Origin of the sequence: Rhizorhabdus wittichii, from assembly GCF_017607425.1 — a bacterium.
Classification (GTDB): Bacteria; Pseudomonadota; Alphaproteobacteria; order Sphingomonadales; family Sphingomonadaceae; genus Rhizorhabdus; species Rhizorhabdus wittichii.
In genome coordinates this window covers 101738-116652 of sequence record NZ_CP059320.1, presented here as the reverse complement: position 1 = coordinate 116652, position 14915 = coordinate 101738, and the positions used below count along the sequence as shown (strand labels likewise).

The following is a 14915-nucleotide window of genomic DNA, read 5'->3' as shown; positions in this document are numbered from 1 at the left end:
GGTCAGTCTCCATGTGTCGGGGTCGCTTCTTCGCAGCCCGACACTCCCCTCCCCCTCCGCTCCTCGCCGGATCGGCGGGCGGAGAAATCGGGCCTTGTCTTGTGCGCCCGCGTTTGTGAGGGTGGTGGGATCGGGAATGGCTGGCGCGGCAGAGCATCATATTGCCTTCGATCCTCCTGCTTTTCGGGATGCCTGTTGGGTGCGCGAACCTCATGGGCGATGAACCCGTTGATCCAGCTGCGCATGGTTGGGCGCCTTTCGAGGGGAAGTGCGGCGGCTCGGCTGAGAAACGCGGCGAGGTCTGCGTTCGCCTCGCCGACGATCCAGTCGATTTCATGAGCGGTGAGCAGCCCTTCGTCGCGAATGAACCGGGTCATTGATCCAGGCCGCGCCTCACGGCCGCGCAAGCCCTTGGTGGTCGAGCGCCATAGTCCTTCGCAGGATCTCAGTCGCGGCTTCGCGCGGGCTTCCATGAGGATGATGAGCCTCAGGCACCATGCGGGCAGAGCGCGAACCTCGTCGCACTGCATGCCCGTGCAAAAGAAGCACGAGCTTGCCGGCACCTCGAACCCGGCTTGTCGGATACGTTCATTGCAGGCGTCGCGGCCCCAGCCCCATTCACGCAGCGGGTAGCGATAGGTGTAGAGGCTGCTGGAATATCCTTCGGCGTGGGCATAGCGGCGGCTGTCACGCGGGCTGCTGTCGAAACCGATGAGCCGGATCACCTTCTGACCGGCAGCCCAAGCGTGCTGTGCCGGGGGCCAGGTTTTGGTCCAGGCATCCTGTGGGCTGACCTTCCAGCGGAGCGAACAGGTTCCCCGGCCGAAGGCGATCGATGGGAGAGCGCCGTTGACCAGACAGGCTTCGAGAAGGTCAAAATAGGCCGGGGATGTGCGGAAGCGCCGCGGCCTGTTGACGACGATCTCATTTGGGATGTCGCGATCGTCCATCCAGCGACGGAACGCCGGAATGAAGGCTTGGGTCTCGGGTTTTTCTGGCATTTGCGCGATCAGCACCATGTCGATGCGTTCGTCCCGTGTAGCCATTTCGAGGATCATGGCAGTGGAGTCCACGCCGGCTCCCCAGGCGATGATGACCGGTGGACCGGCGGCGGCGGTCATTGCCATGCCTGCAATGGTGGCTCGGCAGAGCGATCCTTGATCGGTTTCCAACGAGAGAGATCGTCGCTTTCGGCTTCACACGCATGGCACGTGGTGGACTGGTAGATCGCGCTCAGCACCCATTGTTGGGTATCGCTATCCCAGGCCGCGAAGGCGTCGCGTGTCAGGTTGATGCTTCCGCAATCGCGGCAGGTGGGCTCAACCGGCTTGATTTTCCGGTCTGCGGCCTGTTGCAGCTTCGAATAGGCGGCCTGAAACCGCGCGGCGTCTGTTGCCATGCCAACCGCTTTGAGCGCGACCGCAAAGCGGTCGCGCGCCGCATCGCAGTCGAAGATTGGCCCGGCGGCGTTGATGGTCTCATGATAGGCAAGGGCAAGCGCTTCAGGATCGCCGAGCACGATATCGGCGAGCGCCTGGAGATGGCTGATACGCATGTTGCGTCTCCGGATATGATCAGGATGTTGGAGAACGTCCCGCGTCAGGCGGCGAGATCGGCGGCGCCATCGAGGCGCAATTCATGCCGTATGCGGGTTGCCAGGGTGTCAGGATCGAGGAGCTCGTCGATCGAAGCCCAATGATTGGGGCCGCCGGTATAGTCGTTTCGGCCCTCGACACGCCGGAACATCACATCATGGCCACGACCCATCAGTCCGATGGAGAGCTGGACATAGATTTGATCGGAGTGAAGGATAATTTCACCGGCGACAGCGATGCCGCCCTGGCAGGAACGCACTTGGTGGCTTCCACGGGCAAGGCCGAGGGCAGCTGCGAGGCGTTTGATGGCCTTGCGTCCCTCGGCATGGAAGGTGGCTTTGGCATCAGCGTCGTAGGAGACGCCGCGTTTGGCCAGTGCAATCAGCATTGGGGTTTTCCCGAGGGCGGAGATGGCTTCCATACAGGCCGTGCGCAGCACGGCTTGTTCGGGCCTGTCTTCAAGGGCAAGGCAACCAATGTGGCGGGCAAGCAGAAGCACGGCGGGATCTTGATCGATCCGGTGCCGGGACTTTTCGCAATCCGCGACTGCGGCGTTGAGCGTGGTGAGCGCTTCCGCGATCGTGGCAATAGAGCGGGCGGCTAGAGCCTTATGGTGACGGGCGGCGGGATCGAACATCGGGTGTCTCCTATGAATGGGAACACACCTGCTCCTCCCCCTCCCCTTGTTGTCGGCCGGGAGGCCGTCATAATCTTGGCCGTTTTTGTTGATGAAACGGATAGGGGGCGCTCATTCGAGCATGATCCGGCGCCGCTCGCTCGAATGGGCCCGTGCCAGGGCGTTTGCGTCGGCGCGCATCGGAGCATTGCCAACATAGGTATCGCAGAAACGGACGACGAAGCGGCGTTGGGCATATCCGCAGAATTCAAGCCGGATGCAGTAGCGGCGGTCTATCCGCCCATCAGTATGACGTGGCGGACCGCTGTCGGAGATTGGCATAAGGGGAACTCCTGGCTTAGGGCGCGGGTCCCTCCCCCTTCCCCTTTCCTCTGCCTCAATCGTCATGATCGCGGCATGTGCCGCGTGATGTGCAGCGGTTTGTGCCGCATTGGCGAGTGTTCATAGGTCGTCTCTGAGGGGGCAAGCGGACTGTTCGCTGCATGGCGCGGGCCAGCCGTTCACCACTTATAGGAGTCGAGCCCATCGACGGCCGGTCCGTCGCAGTCGAGCAGGAGATGGTGGCAACCGCGAGTCCGGGTGAAACGCATAACCGCCAGGAGATCGGCCGGCAGGCCTCCGAGTGTATCGGGGTCGGCGCAGGAAACTGGGATGAACCAGCCGTAGGGTGTCTTGCCGATGGTCAGGGGGACGTCGAGCCTTTCGCGCGAACCCCAGTCGTCAAGCTTTTGCGCGGTTTCCTGGGTGATATGTCCGGTCGTGAGGACGAGACAGGTCTCGATATCGAGGGATTGGGGATCATCCTCGGCGGCGGCGGTGATCCTTGCCAGTTCGACGCCGGGAATATCGTTGCGTGGATCGAAGCCAATGCGCAGACAAGCAGCAGGATTGGCATGGTCGCGTGGTCCACATAGCGCAGTGAACTTGTCGAGCAGGTCATCGGCGAGCCGGGTGGGCTCTGACGGGTCGAACACCTTGTAAGGTAGATGGTCGCTGATGAAGAGCTTGAACGTGTGATCCCAGAGGGCCTGGGGGTCATTGACGACTGTTTTGAGCGTCACTCTGTTTGTGTGAGTGATTGGGGGCTCTTTCAGCGCGTCGATCTGCCCGCGCATAAGCCAGCTTGTGCTGCCGCCGATGATATCGTCGTCGGTGATGATGTAGTAACCGCCCCCGAATTCGCTGGGCCGCAGGCGATCGCAGTCCTGTGACCACTCGAAACCGAAGGGCAGAACGCTGGGCGCGCATTTCTGGATCAGGCCGGCGATCGCATGGGGATCTGCCTGAGTTCCAGCGATCAGATAGCCGTTAACCTCCGCACTGCCGAAATACTCGCAATCGAAGGTTGGAAAATCGTGATCGCTGAACAGGTTTAGAAAGGATACGAACGGATTGGGAGGGGCCTGATCAGGCTTGTCCGATCGATCCGGCTGTGGCGGGAAAGCCGCCTTGAAGGCGTCCGACATCGCATCGTAGCGTACTGCCAAGTCGTCTTCATCGAGATCTGCAAATTCTTGCGACAGCGCGTGGCATTCGTCGAGCAATGCCTCTTCCTCACTCGTCGGCGTGAGGACGAAGGAGAGTTTGAGATAGTTGTTGGCCATGGTGCAGCCCTCCAGGGAAAATGGTAAAATCCGGTGGAATGACTGGCATTCCGGTCCCGGCTCCCATTCCTCGCCCCCTTCCCTCTCCCCCGCGGTTGCTTGTGCAGCGGAGTATCAGGTCAAGCCGACCGATGCCGGTGAGGTCGCCTGAAGCATCCAACGCTGGCCCTTCAGCCGTCGCAGGAAATCGGGTGCGGCGGGCATACGGCCCAGTATTGTCCGGACATGCTGCTCGGCAACCACACGCGTTGGGATTCCGGATGCACCATTGTCGATCGCCGGCCCGAAGCGGTGCTCGGCCTCGTATATTCCGAAAGCATGGTGACGAAATATGAGGTGGGCGGGTGTGTTCACCCATGATGCTGTTTCGAGAAACCAGCGATGGAGGGGAAGATAGTCGGTTTCCTCGCCGCCGAAGCGCCGCGCGCTGGTTCGGGAGAGGTGTTCCGCATCGGGCATCGGGGCGTGAAGCCAGTCTGGCGCGTCGAAATCGTCGAGCCAATCCGCAGCGGAGGGAAGATAGCGGCAGTCCTCCTCGATATGCTGGATGCCGATCGAGCGGACCGCGATCGCAGCGCCATCAGCGTTGGTGATTGTATCGCCGAAGACGACCAAAGCCTCGGCGATCCCTTCATGGTGGTGACGCAGAGCGCGGTGGGTGAAGTGACAATGTGCGGCTTTCGTGGCGTCGAACCAGGCATGGATGGGGTGGTAATCTTGCCAGCGGCCGCCGTGGATGCGCGCGGATGAGCGTGCGTGATCAAAAGGGTTCATAATAGAGTTCTCTCTGATCGGAAGTGCAGAGGGATCGCGCGAGCGCGCTGAGAATATCATCGAGCGCGGAGGTGAGTCCGGAATGTTCGCACCATTCGTCGTAAGTCTCCGGCGCACCGCGTGGAAGCAGCACGCGGTAGAGTGGCCAGGCGCCGCGGGCGTGGTCGAGGGTGAGCCTGTTACGGCGAAGATAGTATTGGTCGGCATCGGCTATGGCATCGCGATGCGCGGCGAGTTCCTTGGTAGCGACCGGGTGAAGTCCGTCGCGCAGGTCGGCGAGGAAGTCACGCAGCACTGCGAAGGCTTGGGGGTCGGGCCTGGCATTTCCGCGGGCCTTGAACTGGCCGACGTTGATATTGAGGGAATTGCCCGGCAAGTCGGTAATCAGCAGTTCGAGGGTCGCCACATGGTTGGAGCCGGACCGCAGCGACAGGATCTGGGTGTCGCCCCGCCGGCATTGGGAATAATATCCGCCCACGCAGTGGTTGAGCGCATTGCCCTCCTCGACCAGTGCCTGCGCGCTGGTGAGCGGTATGAAGCTATGCAGCCCGCAGGGGGACTGCCAGGACAGGCATAGTGCGGGCCAGCCGGGTCGATCGGCGGTGTTCTCGTGCCGGAGCGCCGCGGCGCTGGCTGCGCGGCGGTGCCATTTCGCAATGGCCCTCTGGAACGATTGCGGTCCGCGCGGTCCGATGATCGCACTGTGCATGCTACGCAGGAACTGGCGATGGGCGGTCGTGTCGCAGAGCCTCAGTGGAACGCCCAGGGTTGTCACGAAATTGTCGAGGGCGTGGATCCGGCGAGACAGGCCCAGTGCTTCGAGACGTGCGCCGGCGAGTGGGTAGAGGAGATCCTCGCGCAGCGCCTGGAGCGTATCGCGGGTTTCGATCGAGCTATCGAGGTAGTCCGGCCGAATGAGGGGATCGCAGTTCTTCTGCTCCCAGAGACGGTGGCCCCATTCGCTGCCGTCCGGCCATTGTTCGAGGGGGATGTCATGGCGGACCAGCATGCGCACGGCGGGCATATGGTCATAGAGTGCGTTGTAAGCGGCGTCTTTGGGCGTTGCACGGTGCAAGCGGCGCAATTGCGCTTCGCTGATGCCGACAGCGGCGGCGAGCACTGGCTTGAGGGGGCGACCGGCATCGATCGTGGCGGTGATTTCAGGCTTGAGCATGCTCGTGGCGATGGCACCATAGACGGTGAGCGCCTGGCCGCGGTTGCGCAGCACGGTTTTGCGGCCTGGGGCACCCTCGAGGTCGGTGGTGAGCGCCCAGTGGATGATCCGCCCGAGCGAAAGAATCTTGTTACCAGTGCGATAGCCAAGGTCACGAAACAGGATGGCGCGCAAATGGGCCTGCATAAGTTCGACCAGCCGCTCACGCAGTTGCAGGATCGCCGTTCCGATCGTCTGCGTCATGTCCGTGATCCGGCGGTGGTCGGCGCCGGACAGAACGAGATTGGTGACGAGATCGAGATATCCGCTGTCGTTGACGGTCTGTTCGAGGCAGATCGAGAAATGGGTATTGGGATTGTAGATCGTCTCGAGGATGGCGGTGCTGAACTGGTCGATAAGCATCATCGCTTTGGGAGAGTGGGCTGGATCAGGATGGATTGAAATCGTGGGTGCGAGCGCGCCATCATGGCGGGTGAAGCGGATTTCGCAGCGGGATAGCGCGATCAGGGTCGCCGCGAGGTCGAGTGGGTCCGATCGCAGCTGCGCGGTTTGAGGAACCATGCGATGCAGGGTAGTTGCGGCGCGCGCGAGATAGCGCTCGAAGGATGGGTTGTTACGCCTCATGCCTGTGTCTCCCCGATGATGATTGCGGTCGGGCCTGAATCCGCATTTGCGGTATCGGGTTCGAGGACCAGGTCCTCGAAATCGTCATCCAGTTCGTCGTCGCCCCAGTCCCCATCCTGGCGATAGGTCATGTCGCAGTCGCAGGGGTATTCGGCGAAGGGTTCGATGGTGACGGTGCCGTAGCCGCCTTCGTTGTTGCACCAATCGCCTTCGGGAAGATCGGCGGCATATTCGCTGAGTGCGTAACAGAGCATGGCGGGTCGCCCGACCGCGTCGATCCCTACGGGAACTTCGGGAATCTCGGTCGCTTCGGTTCCATCGCGGTACCGCACGTGATCGAGGCTGGTTTCGCCCTGATCGCCGCCCCCGCTGAGCGAGTAGGATACTTCGCTGATCTGGAGGGCGCGGAGCAATGCCAGGATCTTGCTGAAGTGATTGGTGTCGGCGTTTGGATCCGCCGGCTGATCGAGTAGCTCAGGCATATGGCCCTCCCAAATGCAAAAAGCCCGCGAAAGCGCGGGCTGTGGTTGCGGTTGTCGGTGATGTGATCGTGCGGGTCAGAGGGCGGAGTTGTCGGGTGCGCCGAAGATCTGCATGATCAAATCGCACCATCCCTCTTCGCTTTGTGCGCCGTAGGCGCGCGGGATTGAAAGCGATCGGTCAGGCGGCGCCCTGAATCCACTCGTAGAGCAGGTGGTCATCGGGATCCTCGTTACGTCCGTTCGCGATGCGGATGAGCTTGCCGTCGCAGGCGAATGCGGATGCACGGGGGAAGGAGAGATAGGACCGGTCTTCGAGAATGAGGTCACCTGAGCGGACTGCTGTGACGGTGCGGATAGTCCCGAGGGCCCGGTGGCCGACGCGCGCGGCAATCAGTTTCAGTTTGTGGCCCGGTTTGAGCTGGCGTTTGAACCGCGCGAGTGGGATGCGAGCCTCGACGGGATTCGCATGGCCGCGTCTGGCGGATAGCGCTGACCAATAGGCGGTGCCGATGCTCACGCGCAGGAAGAATGAGCAGATCATATAGTCCTGCGGGAGATTGCCATTCGCGACATTGAAGCGTTCCGCCTGGTCGCTGATCAGGGTTTCGAAGGCCCGGCGCGCGGCCTCGTCGGAAAGATCGTCGGGGGCATCGAGAAGCTCAACGCGTACACTGCGACCACCTGAGAAGCGCTCGCCGGTAACGGAGAACTGTGTGCCCACGATCGTCCGGGTCAGATGGAGATCGATCCTGCGGCACAGGTCGGGCAGGCTCTCGGCCGCGATGTAGAGGTCGCCGCTATAGTCGAAATTGCCCCGGTCGTCGCAGTGGGTCTGGCTCCACAAGTGAGGTTCGGCGCTGGAGGATGGCTGGGTCATCGGCAGTCCTTTCGGGAGACGAGTTGGGATGATTGGGCGTCGGTGCCGGTGGACATCACACGATCAGCCGACACTCCGCCCTTCTCCCCCCCTTCTCCTTGCGCCGGCGACGCGCCGGGTTGAGCGAGATCGCAGAGTCTGTGGTCGCATCCGTAGAAACGGGATTTCTCGAACTGCGGGTCGCCGGTCTCGTCGACCAGGTAGCCGCTGATTTCATCGGCGGGCTCAGCGTCGAGAACCTGTGGTCCACCGGGAACGAGGCGCACGGGATAGCTGGACTCCGTCATGATGCTGTCAGCGCGTTTCATCGCGTCGAAATGATCGGCCGCGGTCACGGCAAGCTTGATGCGCACGACTGCATAGACATGAACGTGGTGTGTGATGGTCACAGGCGGTTTCCTCATCGAAGGGAACGGTCGTGCCGGCGTGGCCTCACACCCGGTTGCCCGGATGTGAGGGCTTCGCCGCGTTCTGGCTGGCAACCTGCGTCAGATGCTGCGCGCGCAGGTTCGCCACATCGGTGCGCAGAGCGTCGATGTCGGCATCGAAATCCTCCCAGCTCTGCTCTTCCGGGCAATGGTCGAGCAGGTATGCGGAGAGGAGGTCGTGGATCTGAACGAGAAGCCATATGCGCGCTTCGTCAGGAGGCTTGTTGCCCCCCGCCATCATCATGCAGCCTGGCCGAGGGTCTCGGCGCTGGCTTGATGCTCTCCGACAACTTCGAGCCGCGCGCCGGTGTAGTGATTGCGGGAAAGCCAGTCTTCGGCGGCTACCATGTCCGGTGCGAGGTGGCGCAGTTCGTCTTCGCCCTGGAAGCTGGTGAGGATGCGGACCGAACCGGGCGCGGGTTCTTCGACAATCTCAAAGGTGAGCGTGCTGGTGACGGAAAAGCTCTTGTGAACGACCAGGACGATAACGCCATCGCTCCCGAAATTGCCTTCGTGCAGCGTGAAGCCGGCGGGGTGGGTGTAGGTGGGGCGTACTGCGGCATGCGTCTTACGAACGAGGCGGCCGGATCCGTTGCTGCTTTTCCACGCGGCGAGCTTCTTGCGGTGGCGTTCGGGCGGCATCGGCTGGCCATCGCTGTAACGGACAAGCGCTCCGAGCGGGGCGCGGGCATAGATCGACTGTGCGGACATAGCGTGTCTCCTTGATTGGCTTGGGTCCACTCCGCCTTCTCCCCCTCCGCTCTTCGAATTTTGCGGGTCCGGGAACCGGATGGAGCGGCGTGGGATGGAGGCGGCTGGAGAGAGTGGTCTCAGGGCTGCGAGGACGCGCTCGGGCTCGGGAAGAGCGACAGCTGGATGGGGACGTGCGGTATGGCGAAGCTGTCAGGCGGTGGCTGGAAAGGTGGTTGGTCCTCGGCAGGGGTCGGCGCTTCAGCATCCGCCGGAGCATCTGCTGCCTGCCACCTGGCACGCGCCGCGAGTTTTGCGTTCCAGCCGCCGAGGATATGGGCGGGCGTGTACCAGAGCTCGCGTGTGGTTCCGGCGAGAGAGTCGCCGATGATGACTATGGCCGGGACATGGAGCAGCGCGAACTGGATATAGGCCATATGGACGGCGCGTGGATCGATATCGATGGCGGTCACATGGAGGTGCCGCTGATAGTTGACTCCAGCCTCCCGCAGCGTTTCGCAGGTGGCGATTACCATGGCACCTGCTCCGCAGGCAGGCTCGCAAAGGGTCAGAAATCCTTTCTTTGCTATTATATCTTCCGGGCACGAGTCCGCAGTCATCGCTGCCATCATCCGGCAGACGCTGTAGGGGGTGAAGAACTGGCCGCGCGCGGCGTTGGCGAGGCCGAGCTCGCCGAACACGCGGCCCAACACGTCACAGGTCCGGGCTTCCATCGCTAGGGTGACTTCGGCGAAGATGCGCGGGAAAGTGTCGATGACGTCACGATCGTAGCGCCCGACAATCTCCATGTAACGCGCCTCGCGCGCTTGGTTCTGGGCGAGATCGAGACTGTTGGACAGGCTGATTGCCGCGGCTTCGACGAAGTCCGAGAATAGCGTGTAGCGATCGTGGCGATACTGGCAGGTATCGAACAGCTTGCAGATCGCCTTGATGTGGCGGTCGGCGGAGCCCATTGCGAAGCTCCTTTCTATGAGTGATTGGGGGTGTGTTGGGTGCCACAGCCGATGGACTGAAGCGGCGAGAAACCTGCCTCATGCGTCGGCCCGAGCTACTGGAACTCAGTAGTCTTCGGGCAGCATGATGGTGAGGACGCGGGTAGTTTTTGCCGCGTCGGCGGGATCTTCGGAGCCGAATTCCAGATTCTCGTCATAGTAATCGATCTTGAAGAGTATCTTGACCTCGCCGACGGTAACTGCGCCCATGTCGCGTTCCGGACTGTCGCGATCGAAGCTCGCTCCGCGAACGGCCGCCATGATCGCAGCCTGTGCGAGTACTTCGGCAATGAGGCCGCCGTCTCCGGCGAGACGGGCGAGGCAGTTTCGGGTGATGACGGTGCGGGAACCGCGGTCGAGGCCCTGCCGGCAGCGGTCGTTAAGGATGGCGATGCCCTCGGTGCGGGAACCTGCCTGGGGGGTTTTGTGCATATCTGTCTCCGGGATGGACGGGCAGACGGCGGGACTGCGATGCACGATCCGCCTTGCCGCCCTTTCCCATCCCCCTCCTCTCTCGACGCCCATCGGGCGAAAGGATCTCGGCGATAAAAAGCGAGATTCTATGTGTGGCAGCAGCGCTAACGGGTCGGCAGAAATCCGGATGCAGCGCAATCCAGCTCGAAGCTGGCTCGTTGAGAAGGGTTGCGCCCGATCCTATATGAGAGAAATAGGCAGTGTCGCGATCTAACGCATGGCGTTTGGGATTGAGATGCGAAAGGCGAAGTAGAGATGTCGCAGGCCGAAATCATGAACTGGACAGCGCTATATGCGGCGACCGCGCTTGTTTGCATGCTGGCGCTCTTTCTGTCGGGCACGATGGTGGCGGTGCAGCTGTGGCGCGAACGGTTCTGGCGCGACCTGGGATCGGTGCGCGCGGTCGTGATGTTCGTGCCGGGCACATGGTGGCGTTGGCAGAAGCTTTATCTGACCGGGACGCCTGTAATCCTTGCGATCGTGGGGGCATTTGCGTTGACTCTCGACTGGTAGTCGGGACGCTGAGATCGCGTCGGATCGGACCATCCGACGCGGCCAGGCTCACTCGCCCGCGACCATGTCCAGCACCGGCTCCTTGCATATGCCCTCGTCGCCGTCATCCCCGTCGGGAAGGACCTCGTCATCATTATCAGCATCGAACTCGCCCCTGGTCGCGGCAAGCTCGGCTTCGAGTTCGGCCAGTTCACGCTGTTTTTCATCAAGCAGGGCGGTTTCGGGGAAATCCTGCCCAAGGCGGGCCTGGAAGGAAGGCAAGCGCCGCTCGTTGGCTTCGAGAGATGCCCTCACCTCGGCTAGGTCGGTATCGAGATTGGCGAGCGAGGATTCCAGCCGGCCAAGCGCCGTGCTCGGGCGGGTTTTCTCGCTGATCTCGAACGCGCGGTCCTGCCCGTGGTGCACCGGAGCGATCATAATGCGCAGATAGCGCCTGCCGTCGTCGCTCAGTGCAGGATGGCTGGTGACCTTGAGGTCGATCCCGCTCAGTGAACCGATGATTACACGGTCCGCACCGCTCTTGCGCAGGTCGAGGGCTTTGCGGATGATCCGTTCGCCGGCCGCCTTGCGATCGGAAACGATCTGGCCATCGCAGGCGAGGATGACCTCTTCCTCGCGGGTCGGGATACGCTGGGCGATGTCCTGCTCGAGTTTGACGATCCGCGCCCTGCCCTCGTCGATCGCGTCGATCGTGCGCCTGATCGTCCTGCGGATATTGAACTGGTCATCGACATGGGCATCACGCAGCCGCTCCAGCCGCGCGACTTCGGCATCGAGACCGGCCTTGCGCATCAGGCGATCGTCACCGGACGCGAGGGCTTTGGCCAGCGCGAACTGACTGACATTCGAGCCGACGTCCTCGATGCGGCGGATAGAGCGGTCGCCAGACATGGCCATGGCGATGAACCGCGCCTTGCGTTCGAGCATCTGCCAGTTGGTCGCGTCCATCGAACCGCTGGTGGCATAGCCATAGAGTTCGATTTCGTCATTCTGGTTGCCCTGGCGCTCGATCCGGCCTTCGCGCTGCTCGATATCCGATGGAATCCACGGCACATCGAGGTGATGCAGGGCTTTCAAACGCTGCTGCGCGTTGACGCCGGTACCCATGGTCGCTGTCGAGCCCAGAACGATGCGCTTGCGACCCTGGTTGAGGTCGTTGAACAGGCGCTGCTTGGCGCTGTTCTTCTTGTAATGCTGCATGAAGGCGATCTGATCGGCGGGGATGCCCATCGCGATCAGCCGGTCGCGGATCCAGACATAGGCGGAGAAGCCCCGCGTCTCGATCGCCGCCTCGGTGCCGAGATCGGAGAAGATCATCTGCACCGCGCCTGGCAGCTCATAGGGCTTGTCGGTCTCCGGGTCAGTATAGCGGTGCTCGCTGGTTTCCCGCCAAATGCGGTAGACGTTCTCGATCAGGAGATTGAGTTTGTTGCCCTCTTCATTGCCGATGCCGACGTCGACGAAGCGCAGGTCGATGGCTGAATGCCTGCCGTCGGTAATGACCGACAGGATGATGTCGTCGCCTTTCTGCGGGCGGCCGCTGCGCGCCTCGATGGCTTTGATGCGTTTGGCGAGCACCCGCTGATAGGCCTTGAACGGTTCGCCGGACTGAGCGACGACGATCTGCCGTTTGCCGCCCTTGATGGTGGGTAGCTGGACATATTGCCGCAGGTCGTCCTTCAGCACGACGTCGGCGACGGTGCGGTACATCGCCATGAGGTCGGCGACGTTGACGAATTCGCAGAAGCGGGTGACCGGCTTGTAGCTGCCGCTGGGCTGGAGTTCGAGTTCGGTGCGGGTGTCGCCGAAATTGGCCGCCCAGGCGTCGAACTCGTGCAGGCCTTTGGCGTAGAGCTCATCATGCTGCATGAAGCGTTGCAGCGTGTACATTTCGCCGAGCGTGTTGGTGATCGGCGTTCCGGAAGAGAGAATCAGTTCCCGTCCCGGGTTGATGCCGGAAAGGTAGCGGGATTTGACATAGAGATCCCAGGCGCGCTGCGATCCGGTGGGATCGACGCCCTTGAGGTCGCCGAGGTTGGTCGCGAAGGTCAGCTTGCGGAACTGCTGGGCTTCATCGACGATGATCTGGTCGATGCCGATTTCGCCGATATGGACAAGATCGTCCTTGCGCGACCGCAGGTTTTCGAGGCGACGCTGGAGCCCCTCCTTGAGGCGCTCGACGCGCTTGCGGGAGACGCGGTCGTTGTTGTCGATATTATCGACCAGCGCCTCATAGCTGGCGAGCTGCTCTTCGATGAACTCCTTCTCGAACGTCGCCGGCGTCGGGATGAACTTGAAGGCGTCATGGGTGATGATGATCGCGTCCCAGTTGCCGGTGGCGGCGCGCGCCAGGAAGCGTTGACGCTTTTCCTTCACGAAGTTGGTGTCGTCGGCGACCAGGATCCGCGCGGTCGGGTAGAGCATCAGGAATTCGCGGGCGATCTGGGCGAGGCAATGGTTGGGGACCGCCACCATCGGCTTGTTCGCGAGGCCCAGCCGCCGCTGCTCCATCACCGCAGCGCAGAGGCTGAAGGTTTTCCCGGCGCCGACCGAATGCGCGACATAGGTCGAGCCGGCCGCGACGATCCGCCAGACGACGCGTTTCTGATGATCGCGCATCCGGATCGCGCTCGATGCGCCCGGCAGCTTCAGATGCTTGCCGTTGAAGGTGCGGGGTACGAGGTTGTTGTAGGCGTCGTTGTAGAGGCGAACGAGGCGGTCGGCGCGATCGCTCTCCTGCCAGACCCATGTCTCGAAGGTCGATTTGATGGCTGCCAGCTTTTCCTTGGCGGCCTCGGTATCGATTGTGTTGAGTTCTCGCCGTTCGGACCCGTCGGCCTCGCGGATGATGTCGTAGATCTTCGGGATATGGGAGTTGAGCGCGTCTTCGATCAGGTCGGCGGCGCTGCGGCGCGGGGTGCCCCAGGTCGATGTCGAGCTGACGTGGCCTTCGAAGGGGGTCTTGTCGACGGTCCAGCTGGCGATGTTGACGGTGTGGAAGATGCGGGTTTCGATCTCCATCGTTTCAGCGATGAAGGCCTCGATGACGTCGGTCGGAATCCAGGGTGCGCCGAGGCGCGCGGTGATCTCGCTGGGCTTGAGATCGACCGGCTGGACGTCCTCCAGCGCCGCGGCGGTGACGAGGAAACGCGGATCGAGATCGGCCTTCTCGCGCGCGAGGGCGAGTTTGGTGCGGACGGGCCCGGACAGCGCCTCGTCGGCGGGAACCCAGTTGTTGAAATGCGGCGTGCTGCGAATGGGATCGAGGTAGACATCTTCGGCCAGGTCGCTGAGTGCCTCTGCTTCGCTGGTGCCGAGCAGCTGCGCGATCAGGGTGATATCGACCCGGCCGCGTTCGTGGAGGGATAGCGCGAGCGCGTCCTGCGCGGAGTGGATTTCATGAGTAATGGGGGGCTTGACGACACGCTCGGTGAAGATCGGACCGGGGGCGCCGACGTCGTTCGCCTCGTCATAGGATTCGATCGAGGCGACCAGCCAGACGTCGGGATCGTCGAGGAAGGGCTGAAGATTGGGGCGCCGCTGATATTCTTTCTCCGCTCCCGTGTCCAGGTCGGTGCGGACCGTGGTGACGGTGCGGTTGATCGGGCCGTTCTTCTTGACGAAGGCGCGGTAGTGCGTGAGCAGCCGCTCTTGCAGGATGGCATAGGGTTCGTCGTTTAGCTGGGCGCGCAGGATGGCCCGGACGGCGTCGCGGATCGGGATGAGCGCGCGGATGTTGTTTGCGTGCTTGGCGAAGATGCCTTGATCGCCTCGCCCGGATTTGACCGCCACGGTCGTGGCGATGCCGTCGATGATCTGGTGCAGCGCGCCGCCGGAGACGAGATAGCTGCCTTCCTTGAAGTCGGCTTCTTCCGCCGCGGTGCCGATTGAGAGGTCTAGCGCGACGTCGACGCGGTCACGAAGTGAGGAGCCGCGCTCGATTGGATTGAATGAGCCCGCCTCCCCGCTCGCGATGCTGGACAGCGTCGCGCTGAGCATGGCGGGTATATCGGCGCCGGGGGCGGCGGCG

The 14915-nt window shown here is 62.4% G+C and carries 16 protein-coding genes; 1 reads left to right on the top strand and 15 read right to left on the bottom strand.

Annotation, left to right across the window (positions count from 1 at the left end):
• Positions 1–2: 2 nt before the first annotated feature.
• The 14 genes from HRJ34_RS27995 to HRJ34_RS27930 form a co-directional block, all read right to left on the bottom strand.
• Positions 3–1121 (bottom strand): hypothetical protein, encoded by a 1119-nt coding sequence (locus HRJ34_RS27995; RefSeq protein ID WP_208634455.1) that lies wholly within the window; start codon positions 1119–1121, stop codon positions 3–5.
• Positions 1118–1555 (bottom strand): hypothetical protein, encoded by a 438-nt coding sequence (locus tag HRJ34_RS27990; protein ID WP_208634454.1) that lies wholly within the window; start codon positions 1553–1555, stop codon positions 1118–1120. Before HRJ34_RS27990 ends, HRJ34_RS27995 begins: the two co-directional genes overlap by 4 nt.
• Before the next feature lie 44 nt (positions 1556–1599).
• Positions 1600–2232 carry a hypothetical protein gene (locus HRJ34_RS27985; protein WP_208634453.1) on the bottom strand — a complete coding sequence of 211 codons (633 nt, stop codon included), beginning with the start codon at positions 2230–2232 and terminating at the stop codon, positions 1600–1602.
• 111 nt (positions 2233–2343) lie between these two features.
• Positions 2344–2553 (bottom strand): hypothetical protein, encoded by a 210-nt coding sequence (locus HRJ34_RS27980; protein WP_208634452.1) that lies wholly within the window; start codon positions 2551–2553, stop codon positions 2344–2346.
• 179 nt (positions 2554–2732) lie between these two features.
• Positions 2733–3836 carry a DUF5983 family protein gene (locus HRJ34_RS27975; RefSeq protein WP_208634451.1) on the bottom strand — a complete coding sequence of 368 codons (1104 nt, stop codon included), beginning with the start codon at positions 3834–3836 and terminating at the stop codon, positions 2733–2735.
• A 114-nt stretch (positions 3837–3950) separates the two neighbouring features.
• Complete coding sequence (locus HRJ34_RS27970) at positions 3951–4610, bottom strand: DUF6915 family protein (protein WP_208634450.1); 660 nt, start codon at positions 4608–4610, stop codon at positions 3951–3953.
• Complete coding sequence (locus HRJ34_RS27965; RefSeq protein ID WP_208634449.1) at positions 4597–6408, bottom strand: PcfJ domain-containing protein; 1812 nt, start codon at positions 6406–6408, stop codon at positions 4597–4599. Before HRJ34_RS27965 ends, HRJ34_RS27970 begins: the two co-directional genes overlap by 14 nt.
• A complete protein-coding gene (locus HRJ34_RS27960) occupies positions 6405–6890 on the bottom strand; it encodes a hypothetical protein (RefSeq protein ID WP_208634448.1) in 486 nt (161 codons plus the stop codon). The genes HRJ34_RS27965 and HRJ34_RS27960 overlap by 4 nt, the downstream gene beginning before the upstream one ends.
• 178 nt (positions 6891–7068) lie before the next feature.
• Positions 7069–7767: a hypothetical protein gene (locus HRJ34_RS27955; protein WP_208634447.1), complete on the bottom strand. Its 699-nt coding sequence runs from the start codon at positions 7765–7767 to the stop codon at positions 7069–7071.
• Positions 7764–8156 (bottom strand): hypothetical protein, encoded by a 393-nt coding sequence (locus HRJ34_RS27950; protein WP_208634446.1) that lies wholly within the window; start codon positions 8154–8156, stop codon positions 7764–7766. The genes HRJ34_RS27955 and HRJ34_RS27950 overlap by 4 nt, the downstream gene beginning before the upstream one ends.
• 43 nt (positions 8157–8199) lie before the next feature.
• Positions 8200–8433 (bottom strand): hypothetical protein, encoded by a 234-nt coding sequence (locus HRJ34_RS27945; RefSeq protein WP_208634445.1) that lies wholly within the window; start codon positions 8431–8433, stop codon positions 8200–8202.
• Between the two features lie 2 nt (positions 8434–8435).
• Entirely contained in the window at positions 8436–8906 is a 471-nt protein-coding gene (locus HRJ34_RS27940; RefSeq protein ID WP_208634444.1) for a hypothetical protein, read from the bottom strand.
• A gap of 119 nt (positions 8907–9025) precedes the next feature.
• Positions 9026–9859: an N-6 DNA methylase gene (locus HRJ34_RS27935; protein ID WP_208634443.1), complete on the bottom strand. Its 834-nt coding sequence runs from the start codon at positions 9857–9859 to the stop codon at positions 9026–9028.
• Between the two features lie 105 nt (positions 9860–9964).
• Complete coding sequence (locus tag HRJ34_RS27930; protein WP_208634442.1) at positions 9965–10330, bottom strand: DUF3768 domain-containing protein; 366 nt, start codon at positions 10328–10330, stop codon at positions 9965–9967.
• Between the two features lie 297 nt (positions 10331–10627).
• Here HRJ34_RS27930 and HRJ34_RS27925 point away from each other — a divergent pair, with 297 nt between their 5' ends.
• On the top strand, positions 10628–10885 hold the full coding sequence (locus HRJ34_RS27925) for a hypothetical protein (protein WP_006954054.1): 258 nt from the start codon (positions 10628–10630) through the stop codon (positions 10883–10885).
• A gap of 48 nt (positions 10886–10933) precedes the next feature.
• Here HRJ34_RS27925 and HRJ34_RS27920 read toward each other — a convergent pair whose 3' ends face one another.
• Positions 10934–14884 (bottom strand): helicase-related protein, encoded by a 3951-nt coding sequence (locus HRJ34_RS27920; RefSeq protein WP_226949228.1) that lies wholly within the window; start codon positions 14882–14884, stop codon positions 10934–10936.
• Between the last annotated feature and the right edge of the window lie 31 nt (positions 14885–14915).

Excerpts from the sequence above, each read along its gene's own strand:
- HRJ34_RS27945 (WP_208634445.1), bottom strand. The coding sequence starts at position 8,433 with ATGGCGGGGGGCAACAAGCCTCCTGACGAAGCGCGCATATGGCTTCTC.
- HRJ34_RS27955 (WP_208634447.1), bottom strand. The coding sequence starts at position 7,767 with ATGACCCAGCCATCCTCCAGCGCCGAACCTCACTTGTGGAGCCAGACC.
- HRJ34_RS27930 (WP_208634442.1), bottom strand. The coding sequence starts at position 10,330 with ATGCACAAAACCCCCCAGGCAGGTTCCCGCACCGAGGGCATCGCCATC.
- HRJ34_RS27990 (WP_208634454.1), bottom strand. The coding sequence starts at position 1,555 with ATGCGTATCAGCCATCTCCAGGCGCTCGCCGATATCGTGCTCGGCGAT.
- HRJ34_RS27940 (WP_208634444.1), bottom strand. The coding sequence starts at position 8,906 with ATGTCCGCACAGTCGATCTATGCCCGCGCCCCGCTCGGAGCGCTTGTC.
- HRJ34_RS27980 (WP_208634452.1), bottom strand. The coding sequence starts at position 2,553 with ATGCCAATCTCCGACAGCGGTCCGCCACGTCATACTGATGGGCGGATA.
- HRJ34_RS27965 (WP_208634449.1), bottom strand. The coding sequence starts at position 6,408 with ATGAGGCGTAACAACCCATCCTTCGAGCGCTATCTCGCGCGCGCCGCA.
- HRJ34_RS27995 (WP_208634455.1), bottom strand. The coding sequence starts at position 1,121 with ATGACCGCCGCCGCCGGTCCACCGGTCATCATCGCCTGGGGAGCCGGC.
- HRJ34_RS27925 (WP_006954054.1), top strand. The coding sequence starts at position 10,628 with ATGTCGCAGGCCGAAATCATGAACTGGACAGCGCTATATGCGGCGACC.
- HRJ34_RS27970 (WP_208634450.1), bottom strand. The coding sequence starts at position 4,610 with ATGAACCCTTTTGATCACGCACGCTCATCCGCGCGCATCCACGGCGGC.
- HRJ34_RS27935 (WP_208634443.1), bottom strand. The coding sequence starts at position 9,859 with ATGGGCTCCGCCGACCGCCACATCAAGGCGATCTGCAAGCTGTTCGAT.
- HRJ34_RS27920 (WP_226949228.1), bottom strand. The coding sequence starts at position 14,884 with ATGCTCAGCGCGACGCTGTCCAGCATCGCGAGCGGGGAGGCGGGCTCA.
- HRJ34_RS27985 (WP_208634453.1), bottom strand. The coding sequence starts at position 2,232 with ATGTTCGATCCCGCCGCCCGTCACCATAAGGCTCTAGCCGCCCGCTCT.
- HRJ34_RS27975 (WP_208634451.1), bottom strand. The coding sequence starts at position 3,836 with ATGGCCAACAACTATCTCAAACTCTCCTTCGTCCTCACGCCGACGAGT.
- HRJ34_RS27960 (WP_208634448.1), bottom strand. The coding sequence starts at position 6,890 with ATGCCTGAGCTACTCGATCAGCCGGCGGATCCAAACGCCGACACCAAT.